This is a genomic window from Oligella sp. HMSC09E12 (genome assembly GCF_001808505.1).
Lineage (GTDB): Bacteria > Pseudomonadota > Gammaproteobacteria > Burkholderiales > Burkholderiaceae_B > Oligella > Oligella urethralis.
The window spans coordinates 195,833-216,338 of record NZ_KV793615.1; the positions used below are offsets into that span (position 1 = coordinate 195,833).

Sequence of the window (20,506 nt, forward strand, 5' to 3'; positions counted from 1 at the left end):
AAGCCGCCGTCCACGATCAAAAAGAGCGTCCGGCCAGGGACGCTCTCATCATCTTAAGGGCTCGGCTTAGGCAGCGCACTTGGCAATTAAGGCGCGGCCAACACGGCTAGCATTTTGGCGACCGATTTGATCGGAAATCCATTGGCCGATTTGCACCGTTTTGTCTAAATCCATACCGGTTTCAATACCCATGCCGTGAAGCATATAGAGTACATCTTCAGTGGCAACATTACCCGTGGCACCCTTCGCATAAGGACAGCCACCGAGACCAGCCACGGAGGAGTGGTAAATACTAATCCCGGCCTGCAGTGAAGCAACAATATTGGCTAGCGCTTGACCGTAGGTGTCGTGGAAGTGGCCAGCAATTTTTTCTTTAGCTACGATATCTGTCACGCGTGACATCACCTCATACACTTGGGCTGCCGTACCCACGCCGATGGTGTCAGCTATATCGATTTCATCACAGCCTAAGTCCTGCATGCGCTTAACCACGTCAAGTACTGATTCGATGGGCACCTCACCTTGATAGGGGCAACCAAAGGAAGTACTGATACTGGCGCGCAGTAGGACCCCGGCCTCCTTGGCTAAGCGAGCAACATCAACAAAACGCTCAATGGATTCGGCAATTGAACAGTTGATGTTTTTTTGAGAAAAAGCCTCACTGGCCGCACCAAAAATGACGACCTCATCAGCGCCATTAGCTAGGGCACCCTCAAGACCGCGCACATTTGGTGTCAAGGCAGCATAAACCACACCGCTTTTGCGCTCAATCCCTTGCATAACCTCTGCCGCATCGGCCATTTGTGGTACCCATTTAGGTGATACAAATGAAGCAGCCTCAATTTTTGGGGCGCCGGCATCAACCAAACGATTAACTAATTCAATCTTGGTGGCGGTGGGTACAAACTCCTTTTCATTTTGTAGACCGTCGCGCGGGCCCACCTCCACAATGGTGACTTTTTTTGGGAAATCCATTGTCTACACTCCTCGTAATGATTTTAATGGCTGATCGATTTTAAACGATTTATTAGTGTTGCTTCATACTGTGCCAGCATTTTTTGCTGATTGGCTAAATAGTCCTGCTGCGCCGCATTAGCGGGCGAATGTTTGGGGCTAGACCAAATGGCATCCGGATAATGTGGATCCTGCTCAAAGCGAGGGATAATATGCCAATGCACGTGTGGTACCATGGTGCCGAATTGGGCAAGATTGATTTTAGTGGGTGCAAGCACCTCGCGCTGCACCGTTTCAACTAACCATACATAATCCATTAAGGCGTGGCGTTTAGCCGGTGCTAGATCGCTCATCTCCTGATAATGCGCTTTTAAAATGACACGGGTAAAGGCAGGGTAGTTCGGCTCTTCAGCATTGATAATACGTACAAAATCATTTTCCCAAAGTAGCCTACCGCCCACCTCCGTGCATAAGACACATTGCTTTTGCATCCTCCAACCCCTTTAATTTAGTCTTGTGCCATCATGGCCGCTAGCGCTTTGCCCGGATCCTCTTGGCGCATAAAGGCCTCACCGATTAAAAAGCCGTAGACATCGTTATCATTCATTAATTTGACGTCATCACGGCTTAAAATGCCGCTTTCAGTGATTAAAAAACGATCTTTTTCTTGGGCGAGCATGTTTTTTAAGCGTAGGGTATTGTGAATATCGGTTTTAAAGCTACGTAGATCACGGTTATTGACGCCAATCATGGGTGACTTAAGCCTTAAGGCGCGCTCCATTTCATTTTCATTATGAACTTCGATTAAGGCATCCATGTTCAAGTCCATGGCGATTTGCTCGAAATCCTGTAATTGCTTATCATCCAAAGCGGCCACAATCAGTAAAATACAGTCAGCACCAAAGGCACGAGCGCGGTAAATCTGGTAGGGATCCACCATAAAGTCTTTACAAATCACGGGTAAGGCGCAGGCAGCACGAGCGCGTCGCAGGTAGTCATGAGAGCCTTGAAAAAACTGCGTATCGGTTAATACTGATAAGCAGCTTGCACCGCCCGCCGCATAACTGATGGCTAAGGCATCGGGATTAAAATCCTCACGAATCACACCTTTAGAGGGTGAGGCCTTTTTAATTTCGGCAATCACCGCATTTTTCTTAATATCAATACGCTCTTTTAAGGCATTGGCAAAGCCGCGCGTATCTTGACGGGCTTCTGCCTCTCTTAATAAATCATTGCTGCTGCGCGACTTTTTGAGCTCAGCCACTTCCGCGTGTTTGACCTTAAGAATTTTTAATAAAATATCGTCCATCACACTTCCAAATCGTACTTACTGTTGTGGTCTCAGGGTTTGACTGAATTGGCAGAATTGCTGCATTTTAGCAAAGGCAGCACCGCTTGCCAGTAATTCTTTAGCCATGTCAATCCCTTCTCTGATGCTGTTGGCTTTGTTGCCTGCATAAATGGCTAGACCCGCATTAAAAATGACAATATCTAAAGCCGGTCCCGCTTCATTTTTTAAGACACTTAGCATGATATCGCGCGACTCCTCTTTGTTTTTTACACGATAGCTGCGGTTGGAGACCATCGACATGCCGTAGTCCTCTGGGTGAATTTCATACTCGAAGACCTCGCCGTCTTTTAGCTCACCGACTAAGGTGCTGGCGCCTAGGGTCGCTTCATCCATGCCGTCCATACCGTGCACAATCAGCACATGATTAGCGCCTAATTGCTTTAATACACGCACCTGAATACCTACCAAATCGGGGTGAAAGACCCCCATTAACTGGTTGCCGGCATTGGCCGGATTGGTCAAGGGGCCGAGGATATTAAAGATGGTACGTACACCCAATAGTTTACGAATGGGTGCAATGTTTTTCATGCTGCTATGATGAAAAGGGGCAAACATAAAACCGATACCAGTTTCCTGAATACTTTCGGCTACCCGCTCAGGCGGTGTCTCCACAAAGGCGCCCAAGGCCTCCAAGCCGTCGGCGCTACCAGCGGGGCTGGAAGCACTGCGATTACCATGCTTGGCAATGGGTACGCCAGCAGCGGCTGCGACAAACATAGCGGTAGTAGAAATATTAAAGGTATTTGAGCCATCGCCACCGGTGCCGCACATATCGAGCGCTGCTTCTGGATGGGCTAATTTGACGCGGGTGCTGAACTCACGCATGACCATGGCAGCGGCGGTAATTTCGTCCACGGTTTCTTTTTTAACACGTAAACCAATTAAAAAGGCCGCTGCAATTTCTGGAGGCATTTCACCTCGCATCAGCGTGCGCATTAAGCCAATCATCTCATCTTCGAAGATTTCACGATGCTCAATCAGACGAGTGAGGGCTTCTTGATAGGATATTTTCATTAGATATGCTCCGTTTGACGCCACTACCGTATTTATTGTGCGTATTTTAAAAAGTTATTTAATAGCTCATGACCATATTCACTCAATACCGATTCGGGATGGAATTGCACTCCGAATACCGGCAGTTCTTTATGTGCCACGCCCATGATTTCACCATCTTCACTTTCTGCGCTAATCTCTAAACATTCAGGTAAAGAGTCACGTTCAATCACCAAGGAATGATAGCGTGTGACAGTAAAAGGTGAGGGAATATCACTAAAGACATCGCTACCACGATGCGTAATGGTGGAGGTCTTGCCGTGCATTAATTGCTTGGCACGAATGATGTTACCGCCAAAGGCAGCGCCGATCGACTGGTGCCCCAAGCAGACGCCTAAAATTGGCACTTGGCCAGCAAAATGCTTAATCACATCCACGGAAATACCGGCTTCAGCAGGCGAACAAGGACCGGGGGAGATGCAAATCAAATCGGGATCCAGTGCCTCGATCTCAGCGATGGTGATTTCATCATTACGCGCTACGGTTACCTCAGCGCCCAACTCACCGAAATATTGCACTAAGTTATAGGTAAAGGAGTCGTAGTTATCGAGCATAAAAAGCTTAGTCATTTGATATTTCCTGTGTTGTTATTACATTGGCTTATCTAAACCATATTGCACTTGCTCGGCAGCGCGTAGTACGGCACGTGCCTTATGCTCGGTTTCTAACCATTCCTTTTCGGGAACGGAGTCGGCAACAATACCGGCTGCGGCTTGTACATACAGATTGCCGTTTTTAATTAAACCGGTACGAATGGCAATGGCCATATCCATGGTACCGTTATAGCTGAGGTAGCCTACAGCGCCACCGTAGATGCCGCGCCGTACTGGCTCCAACTCATCAATGAGTTTCATGGCTTGCACTTTAGGGGCGCCAGTCAGGGTGCCGGCGGGGAAAGTCGCCCGTAGCACATCAATGCAATCCATACCTTCCTTGAGAATGCCTTTAACATTGGACACTAAATGCATCACATGTGAGTAATTTTCTACCGCAAATTGATCCGTCACCTCAACGCTACCGGTTTGAGAAACGCGACCAATATCATTGCGAGCTAAATCAATTAACATCACATGCTCAGCAATTTCCTTAGGATCGTTTTGTAATTCCTCAGCCAAGGCTTGGTCCTCTTGCGGTGTACGACCACGTGGGCGAGTGCCAGCTAAGGGACGAATTGTCACTTCGGTATGCTCCTCACCATCGCTATTAAGCACATGCTCTTGGCGTACTAAAATTTCCGGCGATGAACCCACCACGTGGAAATCGTCGAAGTTGTAGTAATACATAAAGGGCGAGGGATTGAGTGAACGTAGTGAGCGGTATAAAGAGAGTGGTGAATCACGGAAGGGTTTACTAATGACTTGACCGATTTGCACCTGCATCAAATCACCCGCCGCAATATGCTCTTTGGCCTGGGCAACCGCCTCTAAAAAGTCCTCTTTAGCAAAAGGACGCTCTTCTGCAGTGACTAAACTAGCCAAGCTATACGGGATTTCAACTGGCTGGCGCAGCATACGACGTAAATCCAGGAGGCGCTTTTGCCCTTTAGAGTAGCTATCCTCTACCCCTGGATCGGCATAGACTAAAAGATAGGTGCGGCCAATGACATTATCCACAATCACCGCCTCATCAATATGCATCAGCATAATATCCGGCGTGCCTTCTTCTTGTCCATGGGGAAATGGCTTAACTGCCGGGCCTAAGCTGGGCTCCATATGGCGCACTGCATCGTAGCCGATATAGCCAGCTAAACCACCGGTAAAACGAGGGATACCCGGGCGATTAGCCACATTAAAACGTGCCATGTAGCTGCGAATAAACTCAAAAGGATCACCCTCATGCGTTTCTACAATTTGCCCGTCGGTAATTAATTCGGTGGTGTTGCCGATATTGCGGATCACGGTGCGCGCAGGTAAACCGATAAAGGAATAACGACCAGAACGTTCACCACCGACGACGGATTCGAGTAAGCAACTCATTTTGCCGCGCTTTTTATCCGCATGAGCAAGCTTTAAATAAATACCCAAGGTGGTGTCTAAATCAGCATAGGTTTCTTGTAGCAGAGGAATGCGGTTGTAACCTTGGGCCTTGAGGGCGTTAAATTCAATTTCAGTCATGGTAATTACTCTCTTTCAAGTGGTAGCGTTTGACCGGGTATCCTTAGTATCAACGTAAAAAAACCCGGTTACTCGAGGTACCGGGTTAATACATCAGTCTTTAAGTTTAGGATTAATTTCAGAGTTTTCAGAGCTACTATCTAGTGAAGACGCTAAATTAAGCCTTAAGACACCATAAACCCGGCGCGCAAAAGCCACCAACGCCAATAATAGGCGATGTTGTTAAGGGCGTAAGCGATAGGGTTAAATGGCATCATTGTAAAAAAATCGTCAAATCCTAATGGATGAATAGTAAAAATGGTAACACAGTTTTATGAAAAAGGTGTGACAATTTTCCTTTTTAGTTTAAGCGCGGCTTAATTAGCTTCGGATAATGCGTTTTGTCTTTCAATCCATTGTGCTACGGCCACTAGATCATTGACGACTGCACCATGCACCGGCGGCGTGATGGCTTGACCCTCATTGTAGCCATAGGGCAGCATCAGGCAGGGGATGCCGGCGGCCGCAGCGGCGGCAGAGTCATTCAGTGAATCACCTACAAAAACGGTATGATGTGAATCGCTCTGTAGCTGTTGCATGGCATATAACAGGGGTTGCGGATGGGGCTTTTTGTGCTCGCAGGTGTCACCGCCTACTAGCACATCAAAGTAAGGCAGAATGCCTTTTTTCTCCACCAGTGGGATAGTAAACTCCATCGGCTTATTGGTGACAATGCCAAGGCTTAAGCCCATGGCTTTGAGCCGATCTAAGCCCTCACGCACCTGGGGATAAAGCACACTGCGATCGCCATTGCTTGCATGATAATGACGCTTGAAAATGGCCTTGGCTTGCTGAAAAAGCGCTGGATCCGCACTGGTAGCCTCAATATCATCGGCTAAAAAGCGGATGATCAGACGCTCTAGGCCTTTACCTACAAAGGTGCTAAGCCTTTCCTCGGAGAGCATGGGGCGTCCTAATTCGCTTAAACTTTGATTGGAACAATAGGCCAAATCCGGCATGCTATCAACCAAGGTACCGTCGAGGTCAAATAAGACGGTGGTGATGGTGGCGTGGGTTGTGCGTTTCATCAGTTAAGTTTTAATTAATTTACCATCGGCTAGGGCAATTTGCTCACGCATTTGTTCAATCACGGTTTGATAATTATCAGCACCGAAAATAGCTGAGCCGGCCACAAAGGTATCGGCGCCTGCCGCCCGCACCTCAGCAATATTGTCCACCTTAATGCCTCCATCAACCTCAAGACGAATCGCTTGACCGCCTGCCGCTGTCCAGGCATCAATGCGATGACGTAGCCGGGTGATTTTGTCGAGGGTGGAAGGAATGAACTGTTGACCACCAAAACCGGGGTTGACCGACATCAGTAACACCATATCCAGCTTATCCATAACATAATCCAAAACGCTCAAACTGGTGGCTGGGTTGAGTACAAGACCGGCTTGACAACCATGCTCACGAATCAGATTTAAGCTGCGATCCACATGTTTTGAAGCTTCCGGATGGAAGGTGATCATATTGGCTCCCGCCTTGGCAAATAGCGGGATAAGGCTATCAACCGGCTCTACCATGAGGTGCACATCAATCACCGCATCGGTATAAGGACGAATGGCTTCACAGACTAAAGGGCCGATGGTGAGATTGGGGACGTAGTGATTATCCATCACGTCGAAGTGGATCCAGTCGGCGCCATCAGCAATCACTTGCTTTACCTCATCGCCCAAACGGGCAAAGTCGGCAGATAGGATGCTGGGGGCGATAATCGCAGGAAGTAAGCTCATGGTAGATACGTTGTTCATTAGATTAAAAATTAAAAGCAGTCGCCGGGCACATGCACCCAACCGCTCATGATAATACGGGCACTGCGGCTCATAATGGCCTTTTTCACTTGCCATTGACCATTCTCTTGAACCGCTTCAGCGCCTACCCGTAAGGTGCCTGAGGGATGCCCGAAGACCACGCCTGCGCTAGTGGCACCGCCTGCCGCCTGATTAACCAAGGTGCCGGGCACCGCGCTAGCCGCCGCAATGGCGACTGCTGCCGTACCCATCATCGCGTGATGGAGCTGCCCCATGGATAAAGCACGCACATGTAAATCAATGGCATCGGCTGCAATGGCTTTGCCACTGGAGGTAGTGTAGTCCTGTGCTGGTGCTACAAAAGCGATTTTAGGGGTGTGCTGACGGTCTTTAGCCTCTTGCACGTCGTTGATTAGGCCCATGGCCTTGGCACCGTATGCGCGGATCGTCTCAAAGCGAAGTAGGGCCTCGGGATCACTGTTAATATCGCTCTGCAACTCAGTGCCTTGGTAGCCTAACTCCTCTGCTTTTAAGAAAATGGTCGGAATCCCTGCGCTAATCATGGTCGCAGAAAATGTCCCAATGCCTGGTACTTCCAATTGATCCACTAGATTGCCGGTAGGGAACATTGAAGCACCTGCTTCCCCGTCATCATCCGAGGGATCGATAAACTCAATAATAATTTCAGCGGCAGGAAAGGTCACGCCGTCTAACTCAAAATCACCCGTTTCCTGTACCTGACCGTTAGTGATAGGGACATGGGCAATAATGGTTTTTTGAATGTTGCGCTGCCAGATCTTAATTGTGCAGATACCGTTGTCAGGGATTTTTGCTGGATCAATTAAACCGACCTGAATGGCAAAGGGTCCAACCGCCGAGGTTAAGTTACCGCAGTTGCCGCTCCAATCAACGAAATCATTGCTAATGGCTACCTGACCAAATAAATAATCCACATCGTGCTCAGGCTGCGTGCTTTTGCTGACAATGACGGTTTTGGAGGTGGAGGAAGTGGCGCCACCCATACCGTCAATTTGCTTGCCGTAGGGATCGGGACTACCAATCACTCGCTTTAAAATCGCATCACGCGCTGCACCTGGTTGTTGTGCCGCTGGCGGTAAATCATTTAGGCTAAAAAATACCCCCTTACTGGTGCCGCCACGCATGTAGGTGGCAGGGATTTTAATTTGTGCGACCTGGCTCATGTATGATCTCCAAAATATTATAGTTTATGACTTTCGATTATAACGCTTATTGATAAAAAAATGCCGGGCGCTGCTAAAAAGCATTCCCGGCATGGAGTAGAGCGTGGGCGGTGCGACGTTACCGCTGCGTAGGCTTACTAGTAAGCCATGCGATCGAGAACAGCGCGGTTTACTCTTTCAATCAGTGCTTTACTGTTTTTGCGTAGCTTGCGACTTGGGCGTACGCCATCCATTGCTAGCGTTCGCTCGGCACCCTCGCGACGATCGTTGTGCTTGCGTGCTTTGGCTGTGCTCTGCGAGGCCGCTTTGGGGCGACGCGCTGGCTGCGCTACCTTAGCCGAAGCGGCGTTGTTTGTGCGCTCAAAGTCTTTGTCTAAACCGTCAAAATCGCTTGCTTTTTCACGGCGTGGCGCAGTGCGACGCTTGGCGTTACTGGCTTTAGCACTATCTCGGCGAGCTTTGGAAGCATTGCTTTTAGGCTTGGTGCTTTGACGAATAGGCTCTAAGCCGCCAATGGTTTCCACCTCAAAGGGTTGACCAGTAAAGCGCTCAATTTTTTTAATTTTAATACCCTCAGCAAAAGTAGCAAAACTATAGGCGCGACCATCCCGTCCGGCGCGACCCGTGCGACCAATACGATGTACATAATCCTCAGGTTGCAGCGGTAAATCAAAGTTAATGGCGTGGCTAATACCTTGCACATCAATACCGCGTGCGGCCACATCAGTGGCTACCAGCACATGTAGTTTGCCATTTTGTAATTGAGTAATGGTGCGATTACGTTGGCGTTGATTCATATCGCCATGTAAAGCGGCGGCTTTGTAATCATTGTCTTTGAGACGCTGGGCCAGATCCTCGGCACTGCGTTTGGTCGCCGTAAAGACAATGGCTTGGTAAACCGGCTCATTATCTAAAATATGCCTTAAGAGGCGGAACTTATGTCCGGCATTATCCGCATAGAGTAGGGTCTGCTCAATATTTTCGTGCTTTTGCGTTTGGTTGGCGACATTAATGCGGACCGAGTCCTTTAACATACTCGCTGCTAATTCCGCTAAAGTGCGTTCAAAGGTGGCGGAGAACATTAAGGTCTGACGAGACTCGGGGGTATGCTTCACAATGGCTTTCATGTCCTCCAAGAAGCCCATATCTAACATACGATCCGCCTCATCCAATACCAAGGTCTCAATTTGTTTGAGGTCGACACGAGCGGCGTTGAGGTGATCAATTAACCGTCCCGGTGTGGCCACTAAGACATCAACTCGGCGGCTTAAGGCGTTAATTTGTGGGCCGTAAGGCATACCACCAACCACCGTCGCAACTCGTAAACCACGCATCCCGACACTGTATTGCTTGGTCGCAGCGGCTACTTGCAGCGCCAATTCACGAGTCGGTGTGAGTACCAGTAAGCGCACGCTTTGCTGCTTAGTGGCAGGCGTAGTGGCGATACGGTGTAAGGCGGGGAGCACGAAAGCAGCTGTTTTACCACTACCGGTTTGGGCGCTGACGATTAAATCCTTACCCTGAAGGGCAGCGGGAATGGCGGTGGATTGCACCTCGGTGGGTTCAGCAAAGCCAGCTTTTTTTAAGGCAGATAGCAATACCGGTGCTAAGCCTAATGATTCAAAAGACATAGTAATTTCCTTATTAATCTCGTGTCGGTTTATATCGTGCCGACCGGATCAACGCATGGTGAAACTACGTCAGGGGTTGGAGCGATAATATACAAAAACGAACTGTTTAAATATAAACCAATCGCTTGCGATGAAGTATCGTTTAAAAGCGCTGGTTGTGATTTGAGTGAGTCGTGTGGCGGCTGTGATAGCCAATGGATGGATGCCGTGACTTATTCAGATAAGCAATTCATTATAAAGGGTTTCCCCTAGCTGTCAAGTATTAATCTTTGAACGAGGCAAATGCTTGAGTGCTAAGCTGTGCTTGTTGTTTTTTGATGCCTTGGCGTGGTCTTTGGCTTGTGTTTTGGACGGTGCTGGTTGAGGTCGTAAAACGTGCGTTGCTAGTTAATATCGGATTGATTTTGAGCTAGCTATGCGACTAAATTTTTGCTGGATTTATACGTAGTTTTGACTAGGTATTCAAGGGTATGTTATTGGCGCCAATTATTCATTAGTCTAATGCAATATCGATCTAATTTATGGTGAGTATAGAGAGAAAATCGCGAGGTTTTTTATGAAGCAGACATTGGATTGCGCTATCTTGCATTTTGATCAGGTGGCTGGGCGTGGGGTGTCAGGACAAGCGGCGTTGGCAGATGGTTCCGATAGGTTTAAGCAAGTTGTGATTAAGCATAAGCGCTTGCGAGTTCACGATGTCGCTTTATCCGAGTTAGTGCCAGCGACCGACGAGCTTCAGTTTCGCGAGGAGGATCGGCAGTTTTTATTGATGCAGTTGATGCGCTATGATGTGGTGATCCTGTTATTAAATACCGAGAGTTTAAGCTTGGCGCGGCGCTTTTTGTTTTTTATGCATAGTGCCGAGGAGTTTCATCCAAATCTATGCCCAGTCTTTGCCTTAGTCTCCGGGGTGCAACCAGTCGCAATGATTGATTTGTTGCGTTTGGGCTTAAGTGATTTTATGCGTTACCCCATCAATCAGGAGGAGTTGCGAGTGCGGCTGTTAGCGGCAGCCAATAAGCCGAGTTTGCGTCGCTCGCATGATTACACTGTGACGCGGGCTGCGACTCATGATGGCATCGTGAGTTTAAGTGCGCCGAGTCACCCATCGTATCAGGAGCCGAAGCGCGCATTTTTTGAGGCGCTGTTACGGAGTGCCGAGCAGCATACGGGTCATTATGCCTTTGCTTTCAGTGACCAGCATGTTAGCTATTACAATGAGGGTTTTAAGGAGGCTAAACAAAACGTGGTCGACCGCTTTGAGCATGGCTATTTGAGCTATATGTTACGCTCGACCAAGGGTAATATCGCACAAGCCGCCACGCTGGCTAAGAAAAATCGCCGTTCTTTTTGGGAGTTGATGCGCAAGCACAAGATAGATGCTGAGCAGTTCCGTCCGGATGTTTAGGTGGATTCATTTGTTTAAAGAGGGGTAGTCGTTTATAATTTGTCATCAAAAATTAACGACGAGTGCGCAGGATTCCTATCTGCTATTCCTCTTTAACTGATTTTCCGGAGGTTTTATGTTGCCCACCTTAAAAAATGATGTTTTTTTGCGTGCTTTAAAGCGTCAAGCCGTTCCTTATACGCCCGTGTGGTTGATGCGCCAAGCAGGCCGTTATCTGCCAGAGTATCGTGAGTGCCGCGCCCAAGCGGGTTCATTTATGGGTTTAGCCTCTAATCCTGAATATGCATGTGAAGTGACCTTACAACCGATCCGTCGCTTTGATTTGGATGCCTCAATTTTATTTGCCGATATTTTATTAATCCCTGACGCCATGGGTTTGGATTTGAGCTTTGTGCAGGGTGAGGGGCCTAAGTTCGCTAATCCGGTGGATAGTGAGCAGCGTGTGGCCGAGTTACAGGCACCCGATATGGAAAAGCTACGCTACGTTTTTGATGCGGTCACTTTGATTCGTCAGGAGTTAGGCGGCAAGGTACCTTTAATCGGCTTTGCCGGTAGTCCGTGGACGGTTGCTTGCTACATGGTTGAGGGTGGTTCTACACGTGAATACCGCAAGATCAAAACCATGATGTATCAGCGCCCTGATTTGTTAAAGCAAATTCTTGAAATCACGGCCACTGCCACGGCGGTTTATTTGAATGAGCAGATTAAGGCGGGTGCGCAAGCGGTGATGATTTTTGATAGCTGGGGTGGTGTTTTACCTGACGGATTATTCCAGCAGTTTTCTTTAGCCTATACGCAAAAGGTAATTGATCAGCTAAATCGTCAGCATGAGGGCGAAGATATTCCGGTGATTGCCTTTACGAAGGGCGGTGGTTTGTGGATCAAAGACATTGCCGCCACCGGTGCCGATGCAGTCGGTTTGGATTGGACGATGAGCCTAGCTCGCGCACGTCAGGAGACGGGTGATAAGGTTGCCTTACAGGGTAATATCGACCCCATGGCTTTATTTGGTAGTGAGGAGAGTCTGCGCCAAGAGGTACGCCGCGTCATTGATGATTTCGGTCCGGTAGGCCAAGGTGGTCATGTGTTTAACTTGGGTCATGGCATTTCTCAATTTACTAATCCGGAGCAAGTGGCAGTATTAGTAGACGAGGTGCATAATCACAGTAAGCAGTATCACAACTAAGACGTTTTTGTTGTTAGTGTCAATGACGTGTCATCGGAGCCCATTGTCTACGGATTAATGGGCTTCTTTTAACTGGAGAGCATCATTTATGCAGCGGCCTTGGGTGCGCGTTGCCTTGGCTTTGCCAATGGCTGATTCATTCGATTATCGTCTAGCAGAGGGGATGCAAGCGATGATTGGTCAGCGCGTGCGTGTGCCCTTCGGCACCAAGGAGCTGATTGGCTTTGTGATCGAGCGGCCAGAGCAGCCTGCGTATGAGGAGTCGTCAATCAAGGAGGTGTTGGAGGTCTATGATGATTTGCCGCCCATGCCGACGGATTGGCTGGATTTCGGTCGTTTTGCTGCCAGTTATTATCAGCGCCCACTGGGTGAGGCATTACTATCCACTCTCCCCACGCCACTGAAAAACCCTAAGGCCTATACTGGTGCCCGTGCTGCCGGTGGACCGGTACAGCGGCTATTAAAACGTCAGGCTTCGGCTGCTAAAAAGGCCGCCAAAGCAGCGGCAAAAGAGCGTCAACAGGCGGAAGAGGATGGAACTGACACCGCCGTGTCGAGCCTAGGCCAGTCTGCAGAAGTAGCGGAGACCGAGTCGCCTCAGCGTCCGCAGTTATCTGCGGCACAGCGCACTGCTTTTCAGCATATCACAGCGATTGAGGGCTATAGAACGGTGTTACTGCATGGGGTGACCGGTAGTGGTAAGACCGAGGTGTATTTGCACGTGGCTGAGCATATATTGGCGCAAGGCAAACAGGTGATGATATTGGTGCCAGAGATTAATCTGAGCCCTCAATTACAAGCTAAGTTTCAAGAGCGATTTCCACATGAGCAGATAGCTATTCTGCACAGTAATTTATCTGATGGTGAGCGTTTGGCAGCTTGGGTGGCGGTGCAGACGAAGCAGGCGGGCATCATCCTCGGCACGCGTATGGCGATTTTTGCGCCGGTGCAAAATCTCGGTTTGATTGTGATTGATGAAGAGCACGACGCCTCCTATAAGCAATTAGACGCCTTGCGTTATTCGGCCAGAGACTTGGCAGTGTGGCGTGGACACCAATTAAATATTCCAGTGGTCTTAGGCTCTGCTACGCCATCCCTGGAAAGCTGGCAACATGCCAAAGAGGCGAAGTACGATCTTTGCAGCTTGCCTGAACGGGTGGGCGCCTTGGCCTTTAAACCGAGTTTTGAGTTTATCGATACACGCAAAACGCCTTTAGTGGAGGGCATTAGTCAACAGATGTTGGACGAGATTCAGCACTGTATTGAACGAGGTCAACAAGCATTGGTGTTTATTAATCGGCGTGGTTTTGCACCGGTGTTGCATTGCCCTGCCTGTGCTTGGAATAGTGAGTGCAGCAGATGCTCGGCTTTTATGGTGATGCATCGCCTGCCGAGTGGTGGTCACGGCACTAAGCGCCACAGTGGACCTCCTACTTATCAGTTGCAATGTCATCATTGTGGTTTGCAGCGACGTCCGCCTAGCGCCTGTCCGGACTGTGGTAATACAGATATCCAGCCCTTAGGACGTGGGACGCAAAAGGTAGAAGAGTATTTGCGGCAGCAGTTTCCCGATGCTAGGATTCAGCGCATTGATGCTGATAGTACCAAGCGTAAGGGACAGGCTGAGGAGCTTTTTAATCGGGTGCATGAGGGCAAGATCGATATTTTGGTCGGCACACAAATGGTGTCCAAAGGGCATGATTTTAAAAATCTTAATTTAGTGTGTGTATTGAATGCGGACGCCGGGCTATACGCTCACGATTTTCGCTCCTCAGAGCGACTATTTGCGCAGTTATTGCAGGTGGCGGGTCGCGCCGGACGTCATTTGCCCGGGGGCAAGGTCTTAATTCAAAGTAATGAGCTCAATCATCCACTCTATCTAGCCTTACAAAGGCAGGATTATGAACTGTTTGCCGAGCATCCGCTACAAGAACGACGTCTGGCGCAGTTGCCGCCGTTTTCCTTTCAGACCCTAGTAACGGCAAGTAGCAAAGAAATTGAAAGATGCTTAGCATTTTTAGAAGAAATTAAAGCCATTGTGCTGGCTGAAGACTATGCGGATGAGCCAACTTATCAGCACTTACGCGAGCTACAAACGGGAATCCGTTTCTATGATCCCGTGCCTTTACGGATTGTGCGAGTGTTTCATATGGAGCGGGCGCAGCTGTTAATTGAGTCAGCCTCGCGCGCCAGATTGCAGCGTTTTTTACCCTATTGGGCTGAGCAGATTGCAAAAATCGCTAAAAAGCATCGGCTAAAATACGTGATTGAAGTCGATCCGCTAGAGATTTAAGCTTATGTTGAACCACGCACGTGATTAATTCAGTATGTCTCATTCTACTCATCGTCAATCTTCAGAGCACAGTATGGGCTTAAATGCCATGCAGTTGGAGGCGGTCAAGTATTTGGACGGTCCTTGCTTGGTCTTAGCGGGAGCGGGTAGTGGTAAGACCCGAGTCATTACCCAAAAAATTGCTTATTTAATTAATACTTGCGGCTATAACGCGCGTGGCGTGTTGGCCTTGACCTTTACTAATAAAGCAGCAAAAGAAATGATGGAACGGCTAAAGTCTTTAGTCGAGCCAAGCTTAATTCGAGATCTGACGGTTTGCACCTTTCATGCTCTTGGTGTGCGCTTTTTAAGAGAAGAGGCGAAGTTTGCCGGTTTAAAGCGAGGTTTTTCAATTCTAGATGCTACCGATGCAGCCGGTATTATTCAGGAGATGCTGAGTACCACCGACAAGGGGCGGATTCGCGCAGTACAGCAAGTGATTTCACTGTGGAAAAATCAGCTGATTCTACCTGAGCAAGCAGAAAACTTAGCGCAAACGCCGGATGAACAGGATGCGGCTAGACTGTATCGTAGTTATGAAGCGACCTTAAAGGCCTATCAAGCGGTGGATTTTGATGATTTAATCCTTTTGCCGGTACTGCTGATGCGCGAGCATGAAGAGGTACGAGAACGTTGGCAGCAACGCATTACTTATTTACTGGTGGATGAGTATCAGGACACCAATGCCTGCCAATACGAATGGCTGAAGTTATTAACGGATTTTCGGCAGCAATTTACCGCCGTGGGCGATGATGATCAGGCTATTTATGCCTGGCGTGGTGCCACGGTTGAAAATTTATCGCGCTTATTGAGCGATTATCCTAAGCTGAAGTTAATTAAACTGGAACAAAACTATCGCTCAGTAGGACGCATTTTAGAAGCGGCAAATAATGTGATTGCCAATAATCCTAGCGTTTTTTCTAAAAAGCTTTGGTCCTCATTTGAGGAGGGATCGCCGGTGCAGGTGGTGGTGATGGATAATGATCAAGCCGAAGCCGAAACCGTTGCCATGCGGATTACCCAAGCACGTTTTCAACAGCGTGCCGACTGGAAGGATTTTGCCGTGTTGTACCGTGGCAATCACCAAGCCAGGGTGATTGAACAGGCCTTTAGGGAAATGCATATTCCTTATGTGTTGACGGGTGGGCAAAGCTTTTTTGATAAGGCCGAGGTGCGGGATATCTTGGCTTATTTACGTCTGTTGGTTAATGAGGAAGATGATCCAGCTTTTATCCGCGCCGTTACTACCCCTAAGCGCGGTATTGGGCAAGCGACCTTGACCGGCTTGGGTGAATTGGCTGCCGCCAAGGAAATCAGTTTATATGAGGCGATTTTTGAGGATGAGCTGATAAATTACATCAATGAAAAGCAGCTTCAAGCTTTGAGAGCCTTTGCCCATGTGATTGAAAGTATTCGTTGGCAGGCTAACCGTGGGCGTGCCCCTGCACGGGCGGTCGATTTGCTGAGTAATCCAGCGTTGTACCGGAGTGAGGAGCGTAAGGCGCCCGAGCTATTAGATGAATTAATGCGTTTTATTGACTATGAGCGTTATTTATACGATAGCTTAGAAGAGCGTAGTGCCTTATCGCGCTGGCAAAATGTCCAAGAGCTCTTGAGCTGGCTTAAAACCAAGGCAGTTGAGGAGGAAATGGATTTATTGCAGTTGGTGCAACGCATTGCCCTCATTACGATGTTGGAGCGCAGTGAGGACGAGGAAGAGATTGATGCGGTGAAGCTTAGCACCATTCACGCTTCCAAAGGCTTGGAGTACCCTTATGTGCATTTAATCGGCACCGAAGAGGGCTTATTACCGCATTTGGGCAAGGATGATGAATACGGCGACCCGAATAAGGAGGACGGCGGTTACAGTGATCGCATTCAAGAAGAACGGCGCCTGATGTACGTGGCCATTACCCGAGCGCAGAAGCATTTGACCGTAACCTGGTGTAAAAAACGTCGCCGTGCGCGCGAGGATATAATCTGTGAGCCATCGCGCTTTATTGCCGAAATGGGATTAGAGAGTGGTGTCGCCATTGAAAAGGATCCCTTTCAGGGCATGTCGCCTAAGGAGCGTTTAGCGCGGCTACGCGACATGTTGACGCAAAATAAGTAGCTTATCACGGGGTCGATTGTGCCCTTAGCGGGGCAGCCTTTGTTAAACTCATAGGGTAATAACAGGCTCTATGCAGAAATAATAGGATTTTGCTTATGCAGGAAAATCAGTTTGATAGCGATATTATTGTAATTGGTGCGGGTCCCGCCGGTCTTAGCTTTGCTCGCGGCGTGGCGCCCACTGGCTTAAAAGTCACCTTGATTGAGAAAAGCCCTGAGTCCGTTTTGGCCGATCCGCCCTATGATGGTCGTGAAATTGCCTTAACTCACACCTCGCGCGAGATTATGCAAAAGCTGGATATGTGGCAGCGGGTTGATGAAAAATCCATTTACTTCTTGCGTGAGGCGCGGGTATTGGATGGTGAGTCTGATTACTCCTTGACCTTTCCGCATCCAAAGCGCGTGCGCGGTCGTGAAATTGACACCTTAGGCTATTTAATTTCCAATTACAATATCCGCCGTGTTGCCTATGAATCGCTGCAGGGTTTTGACAATATCACCTTTCAGACCGGGTTGGGTGTGACGCAGGTCACCACTGGTACTGATAAAGTCACCGTGACCTTAGAGGATAATCGTGTACTGACTGCGCGCATGTTAGTTGCAGCTGACAGCCGTTTTTCTAATACTCGTCGTCAGCTGGGCATTGCGACCGATATGCATGATTTTGGGCGCACTGTGATGGTGTTCCGCACTGAGCATACGGTACCCAATCATGAAATCGCATCGGAGTGCTTTTTCTACGGACGCACCTTGGCCTTATTGCCCTTGGGCGACCATATGACAAACTGTGTGGTGACCATTGATTCGCATCGAGCGCAGGAGATTTTAAGTCTTAATCGCGAGGAGCTGGCTGCTGAGATGATGCGTATGCTGAATAATCGCTTTGGTAAGATGAAGGTACTGAGTGATGTGCATACCTATCCTCTAGTCGGAGTGCATGCGCGTAGCTTTGTGGCGCAGCGTAGCGCCTTAATCGGTGATGCTTCTGTGGGTATGCACCCGGTCACTGCGCACGGCTTTAACTTGGGTTTGGGCGGCGCTGACATTTTGGCGACAGTGATTAGTGAAGCCCATACGCGGGGCGAGGACTTTGCCTCTGAGGCGGTGTTAAAGCGCTATGAGCGCAAGCATATGCCACACACCCTGTTTTTATTCCATGGGACTAATGCCATTGTTAAGCTCTTTACCAATGAGCGTGCACCGGCTCGATTGCTACGCTCGGTCGTGGTGCGCTTGAGTAATAATCTACCGCCGGTGAAGTTCTTTATCAGTCGTCAATTAACGGGCTTTTAGCTTTTCCACGGCTAAGACGTAGGGGGCGGGTGCAGCGGTATTTTCAAATTGATAGCGTAGGCTTCGGTAGCGCTCAGTATCAAGCTTGCGAATCCACTGATCCAGGGTTGTTTGCTCATCACGACCCTGCGCATGCCCCGGATAGACCACCACAATCAATACGCCACCTTCTTTTAATAGCCTTAGTGCTTGTTCAATCGCGCTTAAGGTGGTCTCGACCAAGGTGGTAATGGATTTATCCTGTCCTGGTAAATAGCCTAGATTAAAAAGCACCACGGCGACTTCAGTTTCTACCACCTCCTGCATCAACTGATGACCACATAAATGCAATTGACAGCGCTCAACTAAGCCATGCGCTTCTAGGCGTGCTCTGGTGCTTTGGAGGGCTTGTGTTTGTATATCAAAGGCGTGCACCAGCCCCTCAGGCCCTACCCACTGGGCTAACTTCACTGTATCGTGACCATTGCCCATGGTGGCGTCAATCACCGTGTCGCCGGGGGCTATCGCCCGGGCGGCTAAGCTATCGGCAAAATGGATTATCTGAGGCAGTATCAAGGGACCTTTGCTGCGACGAGGTGTCAGCGCTTGCTTGCTAGTCATTATCAATTTCTGTGTGTTGTGCTTTTTTGATCTTAGCTATAATATTACAATGTCACATTTAGTTTAGCTAAATTTTTAAGGAGAATAACATGTTAAAAGTTAATAAATTGAAGCTCAGCGCAGCAGCTGTTGCTCTGTTGACCTTTAGTGCGTGTGCTGTTGGTCATGGTGATCACGATCATGATCATGGTCATGATATGCATCATGGTGGCCATTCCAAGGTTGAGTTCACTGGCAAAGAAAGCACTTTGGATAGCGTAGAGTTTAGCCGTTGTTGGGTGCGTTTAGTGCCTGAGCGTCCTTCAGCTGCCTATTTTGAGCTAAAAAATACTGGCTCTGAGACGATTACTTTAATTGGTGCCCGTGCTACGAATTTCCACGATGTGATGTTGCATCAGACAGTGGTTAAGGATGGTAGCAGTAAGATGATCAACCTTGATAAATTGGCGCTTGAGCCAGGGCAAACGGCGGTGTTCAAGCCCAAGGATAATCACGTGATGCTAACAGCTGATTCTGCCGATGTGGTCAAGGTGGGTGACAAAATCAACTTGGAGTTTAAGTTTGAGGGTGACAAGGTTGCTACCACTGAATGTGTGGTAAAACCGATTAATGCCATTTCCTTTGATTAATTCATAGGGTTAAGGCAGGAGGCGATTCCTGCCTTATTTTTTCTAATCAAGTCCTAAATGCGTCAATACTGCCTGGTTAAAGCGTTGTGGCATCGCCAGATTCATACCGTGCGTGGCATTTTCTAGGATAGACACGGCGGCTTCAGGCCAGAGTGCACTCAGTTCACGGATGATATGTGGAAAGGGTGCCGGACTCTGAGCGCCACCGATTAAGCTGATCTGGAATTGAGCCAAGGGGGCTAGCGCTTCCTTATCAAATAGCACCGCTTGCTCATACTGTTGTAATTCTAAGGTATTGGCATTGTTACGAACCATGCGCTTAAACCAAGGAACCATCTTGGCCCACGTGCCTTCACCACTCACCGCATCAATAAAGATTTCTAGCCCCTCATCAACCGCACCCGATTGAATTAATTGCAAAGCCGAAGCCTTCCAGTGGATACCCTCTTGGAGCTCTTGCGGATTGCGCAAGCCCGGATCGGCCAGAATTAAGGAGGCGATATGCTCAGGCGCCTGTTGGGCCATACGTACGGCAACCGCAGCCCCTCTGGAATGACCGAGCAAATGCGCTTTTTCAATCCCTAAGTGCTGTAGTAAATTGAGCAAATCGGCAGCATGCTGCTCTGCACTGAAACCGATGGCTTCAGGCTCATTAAGCGGCCAATAATGCCTTAAGCTAGGGATAATCAGGCGACATTTAGCGGCTAAAGTAGGGGCTTGGAAGCGCCAATAGCGGTAGTCGCAAAGTGAGCCATGGATAAGTACCAAGGTCTGACCCTCGCCCTCATCAATAAAGGCTTGGGTCAGACCGTTAATTGATTGTTCTTGGAATTCGGACACTGGAAAAT

18 protein-coding genes are annotated in these 20,506 nt (G+C 48.7%); 6 read left to right on the forward strand and 12 right to left on the reverse strand.

Annotated features, from left to right (window positions below; all coding sequences use genetic code 11):
• Positions 1 to 66: 66 nt before the first annotated feature.
• From HMPREF3179_RS11010 to HMPREF3179_RS11055, 10 genes are all read right to left on the reverse strand, one after another.
• Positions 67 to 975: a hydroxymethylglutaryl-CoA lyase gene (locus HMPREF3179_RS11010; protein WP_018025486.1), complete on the reverse strand. Its 909-nt coding sequence runs from the start codon at positions 973 to 975 to the stop codon at positions 67 to 69.
• Positions 976 to 998: 23 nt separating this feature from the next.
• Positions 999 to 1,445 (reverse strand): HIT family protein, encoded by a 447-nt coding sequence (locus HMPREF3179_RS11015; protein WP_070471241.1) that lies wholly within the window; start codon positions 1,443 to 1,445, stop codon positions 999 to 1,001.
• A 17-nt stretch (positions 1,446 to 1,462) separates the two neighbouring features.
• Positions 1,463 to 2,263 (reverse strand): indole-3-glycerol phosphate synthase TrpC, encoded by an 801-nt coding sequence (gene trpC / locus HMPREF3179_RS11020; protein ID WP_036556839.1) that lies wholly within the window; start codon positions 2,261 to 2,263, stop codon positions 1,463 to 1,465.
• Between the two features lie 18 nt (positions 2,264 to 2,281).
• Positions 2,282 to 3,319: an anthranilate phosphoribosyltransferase gene (gene trpD / locus HMPREF3179_RS11025; RefSeq protein ID WP_070471243.1), complete on the reverse strand. Its 1,038-nt coding sequence runs from the start codon at positions 3,317 to 3,319 to the stop codon at positions 2,282 to 2,284.
• 32 nt (positions 3,320 to 3,351) lie between these two features.
• Positions 3,352 to 3,927, reverse strand: a complete 576-nt coding sequence (locus HMPREF3179_RS11030; RefSeq protein ID WP_036556836.1) for an anthranilate synthase component II — start codon at positions 3,925 to 3,927, stop codon at positions 3,352 to 3,354.
• A 21-nt stretch (positions 3,928 to 3,948) separates the two neighbouring features.
• Positions 3,949 to 5,472, reverse strand: a complete 1,524-nt coding sequence (locus tag HMPREF3179_RS11035) for an anthranilate synthase component I family protein (RefSeq protein ID WP_036556834.1) — start codon at positions 5,470 to 5,472, stop codon at positions 3,949 to 3,951.
• 356 nt (positions 5,473 to 5,828) lie between these two features.
• Positions 5,829 to 6,539, reverse strand: a complete 711-nt coding sequence (locus tag HMPREF3179_RS11040; RefSeq protein ID WP_070471245.1) for a phosphoglycolate phosphatase — start codon at positions 6,537 to 6,539, stop codon at positions 5,829 to 5,831.
• Between the two features lie 3 nt (positions 6,540 to 6,542).
• The gene (gene rpe, locus HMPREF3179_RS11045) at positions 6,543 to 7,247 is read right to left on the reverse strand and encodes a ribulose-phosphate 3-epimerase (protein ID WP_180963759.1); all 705 of its coding nucleotides are present in this window, start codon (positions 7,245 to 7,247) and stop codon (positions 6,543 to 6,545) included.
• A 29-nt stretch (positions 7,248 to 7,276) separates the two neighbouring features.
• Positions 7,277 to 8,467 (reverse strand): 2-methylaconitate cis-trans isomerase PrpF, encoded by a 1,191-nt coding sequence (gene prpF / locus HMPREF3179_RS11050; protein ID WP_070471248.1) that lies wholly within the window; start codon positions 8,465 to 8,467, stop codon positions 7,277 to 7,279.
• Positions 8,468 to 8,604: 137 nt separating this feature from the next.
• Entirely contained in the window at positions 8,605 to 10,098 is a 1,494-nt protein-coding gene (locus HMPREF3179_RS11055) for a DEAD/DEAH box helicase (RefSeq protein WP_070471250.1), read from the reverse strand.
• 556 nt (positions 10,099 to 10,654) lie between these two features.
• Between HMPREF3179_RS11055 and HMPREF3179_RS11060 the strand changes: the two genes are divergently transcribed.
• The 5 genes from HMPREF3179_RS11060 to ubiM all read left to right on the forward strand — a co-directional run bounded on the left by HMPREF3179_RS11060 (position 10,655) and on the right by ubiM (position 18,429).
• Entirely contained in the window at positions 10,655 to 11,506 is an 852-nt protein-coding gene (locus tag HMPREF3179_RS11060) for a hypothetical protein (protein ID WP_018025496.1), read from the forward strand.
• 115 nt (positions 11,507 to 11,621) lie between these two features.
• Positions 11,622 to 12,692, forward strand: coding sequence for a uroporphyrinogen decarboxylase (gene hemE / locus HMPREF3179_RS11065; protein ID WP_070471251.1), 1,071 nt, complete (start codon positions 11,622 to 11,624; stop codon positions 12,690 to 12,692).
• A gap of 88 nt (positions 12,693 to 12,780) precedes the next feature.
• Positions 12,781 to 14,985 carry a primosomal protein N' gene (locus HMPREF3179_RS11070; protein ID WP_070471253.1) on the forward strand — a complete coding sequence of 735 codons (2,205 nt, stop codon included), beginning with the start codon at positions 12,781 to 12,783 and terminating at the stop codon, positions 14,983 to 14,985.
• A 34-nt stretch (positions 14,986 to 15,019) separates the two neighbouring features.
• Positions 15,020 to 17,137: a UvrD-helicase domain-containing protein gene (locus HMPREF3179_RS11075; protein ID WP_070471256.1), complete on the forward strand. Its 2,118-nt coding sequence runs from the start codon at positions 15,020 to 15,022 to the stop codon at positions 17,135 to 17,137.
• 95 nt (positions 17,138 to 17,232) lie between these two features.
• A complete protein-coding gene (ubiM, locus tag HMPREF3179_RS11080; protein WP_070471258.1) occupies positions 17,233 to 18,429 on the forward strand; it encodes a 5-demethoxyubiquinol-8 5-hydroxylase UbiM in 1,197 nt (398 codons plus the stop codon).
• On the opposite strand, the gene HMPREF3179_RS11085 is transcribed toward ubiM, so the two are convergent.
• Positions 18,415 to 19,029, reverse strand: coding sequence for a tRNA 5-(aminomethyl)-2-thiouridylate-methyltransferase MnmM (locus tag HMPREF3179_RS11085; RefSeq protein WP_048767741.1), 615 nt, complete (start codon positions 19,027 to 19,029; stop codon positions 18,415 to 18,417). The genes ubiM and HMPREF3179_RS11085 overlap by 15 nt on opposite strands.
• An 89-nt stretch (positions 19,030 to 19,118) precedes the next feature.
• Here HMPREF3179_RS11085 and HMPREF3179_RS11090 point away from each other — a divergent pair, with 89 nt between their 5' ends.
• Positions 19,119 to 19,658: a copper chaperone PCu(A)C gene (locus HMPREF3179_RS11090; RefSeq protein ID WP_036556815.1), complete on the forward strand. Its 540-nt coding sequence runs from the start codon at positions 19,119 to 19,121 to the stop codon at positions 19,656 to 19,658.
• 42 nt (positions 19,659 to 19,700) lie between these two features.
• Here HMPREF3179_RS11090 and HMPREF3179_RS11095 read toward each other — a convergent pair whose 3' ends face one another.
• The gene (locus HMPREF3179_RS11095) at positions 19,701 to 20,498 is read right to left on the reverse strand and encodes an alpha/beta fold hydrolase (protein WP_070471259.1); all 798 of its coding nucleotides are present in this window, start codon (positions 20,496 to 20,498) and stop codon (positions 19,701 to 19,703) included.
• Between the last annotated feature and the right edge of the window lie 8 nt (positions 20,499 to 20,506).